This is a genomic window from uncultured Kiloniella sp., from assembly GCF_937128705.1.
Taxonomy (GTDB): Bacteria; Pseudomonadota; Alphaproteobacteria; order Kiloniellales; family Kiloniellaceae; genus Kiloniella.
On the sequence record NZ_CAKZMP010000392.1, the window covers coordinates 1 to 8,054 of the forward strand.

Annotated in this window: 10 protein-coding genes; 6 read left to right on the forward strand and 4 right to left on the reverse strand. The window is 41.8% G+C overall.

Annotated elements, in window-relative coordinates; translation table 11 throughout:
- Nucleotides 1–330 precede the first annotated feature (330 nt).
- Nucleotides 331–570, reverse strand: coding sequence for a hypothetical protein (locus Q0241_RS20500; RefSeq protein WP_299380944.1), 240 nt, complete (start codon nucleotides 568–570; stop codon nucleotides 331–333).
- Between the two features lie 358 nt (nucleotides 571–928).
- Between Q0241_RS20500 and Q0241_RS20505 the strand changes: the two genes are divergently transcribed.
- The 3 genes from Q0241_RS20505 to Q0241_RS20515 all read left to right on the forward strand — a co-directional run bounded on the left by Q0241_RS20505 (nucleotide 929) and on the right by Q0241_RS20515 (nucleotide 3,983).
- Entirely contained in the window at nucleotides 929–2,386 is a 1,458-nt protein-coding gene (locus Q0241_RS20505) for a sodium:proton antiporter (RefSeq protein ID WP_299380945.1), read from the forward strand.
- A gap of 181 nt (nucleotides 2,387–2,567) precedes the next feature.
- Nucleotides 2,568–2,891, forward strand: a complete 324-nt coding sequence (locus Q0241_RS20510; protein WP_299380946.1) for an antibiotic biosynthesis monooxygenase — start codon at nucleotides 2,568–2,570, stop codon at nucleotides 2,889–2,891.
- 102 nt (nucleotides 2,892–2,993) lie between these two features.
- Nucleotides 2,994–3,983 (forward strand): hypothetical protein, encoded by a 990-nt coding sequence (locus tag Q0241_RS20515; protein ID WP_299380947.1) that lies wholly within the window; start codon nucleotides 2,994–2,996, stop codon nucleotides 3,981–3,983.
- Nucleotides 3,984–4,061: 78 nt separating this feature from the next.
- Here Q0241_RS20515 and Q0241_RS20520 read toward each other — a convergent pair whose 3' ends face one another.
- Nucleotides 4,062–4,892, reverse strand: coding sequence for a universal stress protein (locus Q0241_RS20520; protein ID WP_299380948.1), 831 nt, complete (start codon nucleotides 4,890–4,892; stop codon nucleotides 4,062–4,064).
- A gap of 350 nt (nucleotides 4,893–5,242) precedes the next feature.
- Between Q0241_RS20520 and Q0241_RS20525 the strand changes: the two genes are divergently transcribed.
- Nucleotides 5,243–5,716 (forward strand): DUF192 domain-containing protein, encoded by a 474-nt coding sequence (locus Q0241_RS20525; protein ID WP_299380949.1) that lies wholly within the window; start codon nucleotides 5,243–5,245, stop codon nucleotides 5,714–5,716.
- 37 nt (nucleotides 5,717–5,753) lie between these two features.
- On the opposite strand, the gene Q0241_RS20530 is transcribed toward Q0241_RS20525, so the two are convergent.
- Nucleotides 5,754–6,056, reverse strand: a complete 303-nt coding sequence (locus Q0241_RS20530; protein WP_299380950.1) for a hypothetical protein — start codon at nucleotides 6,054–6,056, stop codon at nucleotides 5,754–5,756.
- A 246-nt stretch (nucleotides 6,057–6,302) separates the two neighbouring features.
- Entirely contained in the window at nucleotides 6,303–6,656 is a 354-nt protein-coding gene (locus Q0241_RS20535) for a putative quinol monooxygenase (RefSeq protein ID WP_299380951.1), read from the reverse strand.
- An 86-nt stretch (nucleotides 6,657–6,742) separates the two neighbouring features.
- On the opposite strand from Q0241_RS20535, the gene Q0241_RS20540 reads away from it, so the two are divergent.
- Together Q0241_RS20540 and Q0241_RS20545 are read left to right on the forward strand one after the other, a co-directional pair.
- Nucleotides 6,743–7,066 carry a helix-turn-helix domain-containing protein gene (locus tag Q0241_RS20540; protein WP_299380952.1) on the forward strand — a complete coding sequence of 108 codons (324 nt, stop codon included), beginning with the start codon at nucleotides 6,743–6,745 and terminating at the stop codon, nucleotides 7,064–7,066.
- A gap of 153 nt (nucleotides 7,067–7,219) precedes the next feature.
- The coding region (locus Q0241_RS20545; protein ID WP_299380953.1) for a GTP-binding protein at nucleotides 7,220–8,054 on the forward strand (835 nt) is incomplete at its 3' end.

Genomic DNA, 8,054 nt, shown 5'->3' on the forward strand with positions numbered 1-8,054 from the left:
GTTGGGGACACCAGTAATTCTTTTTGGGAGTGTTTTTTTATTTCTCATGCTTACCCTTGATGGTTGCGATAATAATTTATGCTTTACCGCCCTCTTGATTCAAAGTGTTCGCCTGTGAGTGTCGAGTAACATGCTATTAATATAAAGTATAATTCGGAATATAATTAATAGCAGAGTGTAAATATAGGTGGCTGTTAAATTAATATATCAATAAATCAGTCATGTGTTAATATTTTTATCTTTCTTGTTTTAATAAATTGCTAATGAAAGCGTATTTTGACGAGGAATTATTTCCTACTATTGTGAGCGCTTGTTGTCTGTTGTGGCTTTTTATGTTTTCTCGGAAGATGCTTCTAGATGTTGAGCTGCTTCCCCTAGAAGACGGCCTTCCAAGGATAGTTCCAGAAACCGGATGTAATCTTCTTTCTTTGATACCTTTTGTCGTGCAACGGGAATTACATCCAGTGGGTCTTGTGCATCTAGTTGGTATTGTTGAATGAGGGTTATCAGTTCTTGGCTCAATACTTCCAGACGTTTTTGAATGTCAGGTAGGGTTGTTGGTTTTGTCATTATGTTGCCTTCATACATATGAGTAATTTACAGGATTAATCATATGAGAGAGGATCGCCGCAACAACTTTTTATTAATCAATGACTGCATGTCGTGAATTTCTGCTCAATAGAGTGGGTATTCAATATTGAGTAAGGAGCTGTAGGTGCGTTCTCTTTAACAAAATAAAGAATGAGATAATCCCTTGATTTGTTTGTCCAGAGTACAAATTAAAGTAACACCAAAACCTTGTTTTTATAGTGTAATGCCTTTAAAAAAATGGACACTGTAAAATTCAATACTCTGGCAAATATAAGACAAAAATATAAAATATCGAGTTCTACTTTATTAAACGAGATAAACAAAGGTAGGGGATAATATGGGAATTAAACCTTGGTTCAGCAGAGCCGTCGTATCTGGCTTCGTAACGCTTCTCGTAGGTATTTTTCCAAGCATTGCGTTTGCTGCTGGGGCGGGGGCTCCTCATTTAGAAGGAAAAGATCTTGGTTTGGTCTGGGTAATCCCTTTTGCCTGTATGCTTCTTTCCATTGCAATTTTTCCGTTAGTAGCGCCACATTTTTGGCATAAAAATTTTGGTAAAATATCTGGATTCTGGGCGGTTTGTTTTTTAATCCCGTTTACTATTTTTCACGGTTATGAACTAGCCCTTTATGAAACGCTTCACGTTGGATTATTGGAATATTTTCCGTTTATTATCTTGTTATTTAGCTTGTTTACAGTGGCGGGAGGTGTCCGGGTCCGTGGGAAATTAACCGGAACACCAGTCCTCAATACCATTATCTTGTTAATAGGGACGACCTTAGCTAGTTTTATGGGCACCACGGGTGCGGCGATGCTTTTGATCCGTCCTTTAATTCGGGCGATGGAGCACCGAAAGCATAAAACGCACACTGTTGTGTTCTTTATTTTCCTTGTTGCAAATATTGGTGGCTCTTTGACGCCTCTGGGCGATCCGCCTCTCTTTTTGGGGTTCCTCAAGGGCGTAGATTTCTTTTGGCCGACAGTGCATATGTTCTTGCCGATGTTATTCTTATCTATCGTACTTCTATTGGTGTATTTTGCACTTGATAGTTTTTTATACAGCAAAGAAGGCCCTATCATCGTTGAGCCAGCAACGGTAGAGCCTGCTGATGAGGCTTCTTTTGCCCTAGATGGTAAAATCAACCTCTTGCTTTTAGTCGGTGTTGTGGCGGCTGTTTTGATGTCGGGTGTCTGGAAGCCGGGCATTTCTTTTAATATCTATCATGTACATGTTGAGATCCAGAACCTCGTTCGCGATGCGATACTGCTGTTTTTGGCATATCTATCCCTTCGGCTTACCAACGATCAAAGCCGGAAAGAAAATGGATTTAATTGGTTTCCAATTCTTGAAGTCGGCAAATTGTTTATTGGTATTTTCATTACCATTATACCGGCAATTGCGATCTTGAAGGCGGGGACTTCTGGTGCTTTGGGAATGATTGTTGAATCTGTAAGTACCTCTGATGGACAGCCTGTAAACTATATGTATTTTTGGGCCACAGGTATTCTTTCAAGCTTCCTTGATAACGCGCCGACCTATCTCGTGTTTTTTAATACGACAGGGAGTGATGTTGCGACACTTACCGGAGAGCTTTCAAATACGTTGCTGGCAATTTCAGCAGGGGCAGTGTTCATGGGGGCCAATACCTATGTGGGGAATGCACCTAACTTTATGGTTCGGTCCATCGCAGAAGAAAGTGGTGTCCCAATGCCAAGTTTCTTTGGGTATATGTTATGGTCCGGGGCAATTCTTATCCCGTGCTTTGTTGTGCTGACCTTCATCTTCTTTATCTAGTTTGAAACTATGATAGATTTTGTAAAAAGCGCTCCTTTTAGGGGCGCTTTTTACATCTGTCGTATCTATATGAAATTGGTAACTTTTATTAAACCAAAGTATTTAATATAATGGGCTATTACCTTCTTTATACAGGCTTATTTCGCGTGGAAGAATTTCAAAAAAGAAAGATAACCCAGTAATGTCGCATATCAGTGCAATAAATTGTATTGAAGTACCTGACGGGTACGAGGAAATCGCAATTGAGACGCGTGAGCTGTATGTAAATTATTTTAAAAAGCAGCCAGGTTTTGTTTCCTCGACCTTTTATCGGGCGTCGGTTCAAAATGATAAAATTAATTATATCAATATCGTCGTTTGGGAAGATAAAGAAGCTTATGATGCCGTTGTCAACAAGGGCTACGAAAACCAGGATGGACTAAACTCCGATGGAATGAAGGTCCTGGGCAAAGGCTTTCCCGCGCCTATTAAGGTTCACCCCGGTGTTTTTGAAATAATTGGGTAAGGTAAACCCACCATTCTTTTTTTTGAGAAGCTCTGATGGAGGTTCAAGTTGCGGCACATTTCTTTCGTTATATTAGTTTATCTTTCTGTTTCGTCATTTTTTTTGAGTTTTGCGGCAAAGGCAGATGAAATCGTTGTTGGGGTCAAAGAGTTCGCGATTGAATCTTCGGGACGGGCGGTATCGTTAAAGGTGATGATGTGGTACCCGGCAAGAGCAAGTGGCGAAGTTGTTTCTGTTGGTCAGAATGCAGTATTCGAAGGAACTGCAGCACAAAAAAATGCTTCTATTATCTCTGGAACTTTTCCTGTTGTGCTTCTCTCTCATGGTGGGATGAGGTCTGCACCCAACCAAAGCTCTTGGCTTGCTTCTAAACTCGTTAAAAACGGGTTTATCGTTGTGGATGTAAAAGCACCTTTTCTAGGGTATGAGGACGCACTAATTGCAAATCAAGAGTTATGGAAACGTCCTGATGACATTTCGACAGTCCTGACAGAGATTGAAAAAAATCCAGACTGGCGTACGCGGATTGATCATCAAAGGATAGGTGCAGTAGGCTTCTTTCTGGGGGGGACATCTGTGTTAAACCTTGTTGGGGCGCGTATTGATAAGGACAGATTTGTTCAATCATGTGATGAGGTCAACGGGGGAATGGATTGTAAGTGGTTTGAAAAGTTTGATGTGAATTTGCGCGCAATCGATTTAACTGGGCTGGGCAAAAAACATTTGGATAAACGTATTCAAGCTGCTGTTATTGTTGATCCTGAACTGACGACAAGTTTTTCTGGGCAAGGTTTAGAAGAGATAACCGTTCCTCTTAGCATTGTAAATTTAGGATCAGAAGAAACCATCCCAAGGGCCCTTAATGCATCTGACCTTGCGAGAAAGATACCAAACTCAAGCTATACAAGAATAGAGAACGCCACTCATTTTAGTGCATTCAGTGTTTGTAAGCCAAAGGGTGCCTTTATCTTAAAAGAAGAGGGGGCAGGGGATGAAATTTGTGTATCTGATGTAAAGGTTGGGCGTGAAAATCTACACAATCAAATTGCTGATACGATAACGGGCGCTTTAAATAAGTATCTGAAGAAATAGTCAGACACTCATTTTCTGCGAATTTTTACGCCTGATTGATCCTAACGGAACTTTTTGGGATATCCCCTCGTTGCGTTTTTAGTGAGACATGATGATAGGGATTTTTGCTTCTTTAACCAGGTACTTTGTGACACCACCAAGAAGCATTTCCCTTAGGCGGCTATGTCCATAAGCGCCACAAACAATAACGTCACAAGATTGCGCCAATGCTGCATCTTGAATGGTTTGTCCGATAGAGTTTTCTGTTTGAGCAATCTTTACAGTTTCTGCCTCTATATCGTGTCGTTTGAGGTAGTTTCTAACTTCGCTTAGAGACAAGGCGTCTTCTGTTTCTGGTTGAATTGTCAAAAGGAAAACCTTTTCAGCCTTTTTTAACTCATTTAAGTTGTCACGCACAGCACGAAGAGCTTCTCTGGTTCCTTTCCAGGCGACCATCATACGCTTACCAATATCTTTTGAAGCGTCAAACCCCCGGGGAATCATAAGGCAAGGCAGGCCGCTGAGGAGGGTAACTTCTTCGACAAGACGGGTTCTAAAACGATCTTCAAAGTGTTCAAATGTTGGCTGACTAACAATGATGATATCCGCAGCATGAGCATGGTCAGCCAAAAGGCTGATGTGGTCGCCTTCTTCGACGATCCAGTTATGAGAAATGTTTTCACGATGACAGATATCTTTAAACTCTTTTTCGAGCTCATCAGCTCTGTTCTCTGCTGATTTTGTCGCATCCAGAAGGTATTGAACTGATGCCCCGCGACCATAAACCTCTACAGGCATGCCGATTGGTGTCGTGATAAAGAGGGCCGATATATGAGCATTGTTTTGTTTAGCAAGGCGTAGGGCGACATCCAGTCGTGTCTGGTGTTCATCGTCATTGGCTAGGTGAACGAGGATGCTCTTGTGACTCATCGGTTTCTTCCTCATCGGGTTCTTTGGGACAACAGATTGATATTTCAAATTAATATTAACATGGGATGTTGTGGTAAAGACAAGATTTTTCTGCTTTAAAGTCATAGCAACGTTATCTGCTTTAAAGTCATAGCAACGTTAAAGGTAATGTTGTTGGTGTATTTATTACTTGTTTGTAATTTGTACAGGCATTAGCGTTTTGAAAGTTAGGTGCCCTCAATCAAATGAATTTGCAACCAAATGAATTTGCAACCAAATGAATTTGGTTTTGATATTGTACGATGAGAGACTGATAAAGTAGGCGAGTATTAGCAGGAATCCTGAAATTAATAGGAATAATTGTAACCGCAATGTCTTTTATCTGGACACATATATATAAGATTACTCTTTTGTTCGGGATGATCTTTATTGCGACCAGTATCAGTGTCGCACAAATTGTATTTGAAAAAGATACTCTGACTATTTTTTCTGCAACCGGGAAAGCCCATAAATTTAACATCGAGATTGCCTCTACTAATGAAGAGCGTTCTCAAGGGCTTATGTATCGGAAGAATATGGCCAAAAATGCGGGCATGTTATTTGTTTATAATAAGCCGAACAATGTCACGATGTGGATGAAAAACACCTATATTCCGTTAGACATGTTGTTTTTTAACTCTGAAGGTAAAGTTGTTTATATAAAAGAGAATACGACCCCACATTCTACAAAGACCATCGCGTCTGGTCAGGATGTCATCGGGGTGTTAGAGCTTAACGCGGGAACGACATTCCAGCTCGGCATCAAAGTCGGCGATATCGCACAGCATCCATTGTTACAAAGATAGTGCAATAATCAGAAGTGGTTATTTCTTAATCCTTGGACTAAACCTCTGGCTCTAGAGCTGCTTTTTCTAGTTGCTTCCAGCCTTCACCAGCGGCAACCAGACAGCTAATACCATGCGGTGTTGTCACAATAATGGTCCATGTTCCACCATCTTTGTTGGTAAGAACCTCAATTAAACCGCCTTTATTCGTAACGCCAACAGCTTGAGTTTTTTCACTATACCGATCAGAAAGCATTTCCAGTATGCTGTCGCGCTTATCGCACTGATTTTGTGCATAAGCTGGTATTGTTGTAACGAAACCCGTAAAAGCGATCACAGCAAGAGTGATATACTTTAGCATTGGGGCCTCCTTTCAAGGGTGCCATTTAGAGCGAGCACCTGCTCTGCTTAATATATTGCGCTAGGTATCTTAAATTTCAATTAAACCAAGTTCGTTCAACTTTTGGGTGAATACGATCTGTTTTTTTTAGGTGTGATAGTTATTTGTTTTAAAACAAATAGATAGTTATCCCGTGGGCAAAAGGGGAACACAAATTTGTGATGTTGCCGTGAAAGATGTTTATGCTCCCTTTTATCGTTTTTAATTTTAGGAAGGGTGTGAACTGGCCATTGTTAGCCATGTAATTTCCATATCACCCTCTATGTAAGACAGCCTGTCTTTTAAAAAAGATTGCACATAGGGTTTGTTCAGGTGATCTTCTAAATCTTTCTTACTGCGCCAAACTTCATAGAAGACAAATAGATTTAAATCATGTCGATCTCTATGAACATGATACTGCATTGCGCCTTCTTCACGGCGGGTCGGTTCAACTAGTTCTAATAGTCTTTTTTCCAATAAATCACTCATTTCGGGTTTGGCATGGACACGACCCACTAATGCATAGGGGGCCTTTTCGTTCGGTTGAGTTTCCGGGAGTTCAATTACAATATTCGTGGACATTGGTTTAACCTTTGGTATGATTTATTTCATACCTATGTGCTTAGCTGTGTTTAAGGTACGAGTCAAATCGTACCTATGGAGATAAAATGCCAGATGATGAAGGACACCCAAGTGTTGATGAGATGCAACTTGGTAATGTGTTATCAGCGCTTTCTGATCCTTTGCGCAGAAGGGTGATCAGAGAGTTATCACTCGCACCTGTTGGATGTGAGCGAACGTGCGCTTCTTTTGAATTGCCTGTGTCAAAGGCCACGACGACGCATCATTTCAAGGTAATGCGCGAGTCTGGACTTATCAGGCAGGTTAATCGTGGGAATAGTCGTGCCGCTCAATTGAGAATAGACGATATCGAGAATCGATTTCCCGGGTTATTGGATATGATTCGGTCAGAGCAAGGCATGACAAAATAGGGATAAGAGTATTTCTCTTCTGACGCTTTAACCTGTTCGGTCTTGACCTCAACGCGAATAAAAGAGATTGTCCCGGCAGAATAATATATGTGCATATTAAAGTTTACAGGAATGTGTACATATTTGTGTACACATTGGTAGAAAAACAAAATCATGTCTTCTGAAATTGCCAAACAGGCCGAAGCCCGCCGCACCTTTGCCATCATCTCGCACCCGGATGCGGGTAAGACAACACTGACAGAGAAACTACTGTTGTTGGGTGGTGCTATTCGTATGGCTGGACAGGTGAAGGCCAAGGGCGAAAACAGACGTGCGCATTCTGACTGGATGAAGATTGAGCAGGCCCGTGGTATTTCGGTTACGACTTCGGTTATGACCTTTGAATACGAAGGAGCTACTTTCAACCTGTTGGATACACCGGGCCACGAAGATTTCAGTGAAGATACTTATCGTACGCTGACCGCGGTTGATTCTGCGATCATGGTGATTGACGCAGCCAAAGGTATTGAGGCTCAAACGCGTAAGCTTTTCGAAGTTTGTCGTCTGCGCGATATCCCTATCATTACCTTTGTGAACAAGATGGACCGTGAAGGTCGTGAAGTCTTTGAAATTCTGGATGAAGTTGCCGAAGCTTTGGCGCTTGATACCGTGCCGATGGTTTGGCCTGTTGGCGGCGGCGGTACGTTCAAAGGCTGTTACGATCTTGTCCGTGAAGAAATGATCCCTTTTACCGGGGAAGATAGCTATGGCACGCCGGTAAAGGCAGAGCTTCTGGGCGATGAACTACCAAACCTTATTCCAAGCGATCAGTACGATACACTGCTGGAAGAAGCAGATCTGGCCATGGATGGCTATCCTGCTTTTGATCTGGAGAGCTACCGCGAAGGGCACCTAACGCCTGTGTATTTTGGATCGGCCTTGAAAAGCTTTGGTGTAAAGCAGCTCTTGGATGCTGTCTTACAGTTTGCGCCTGCACCAACGACGCAGC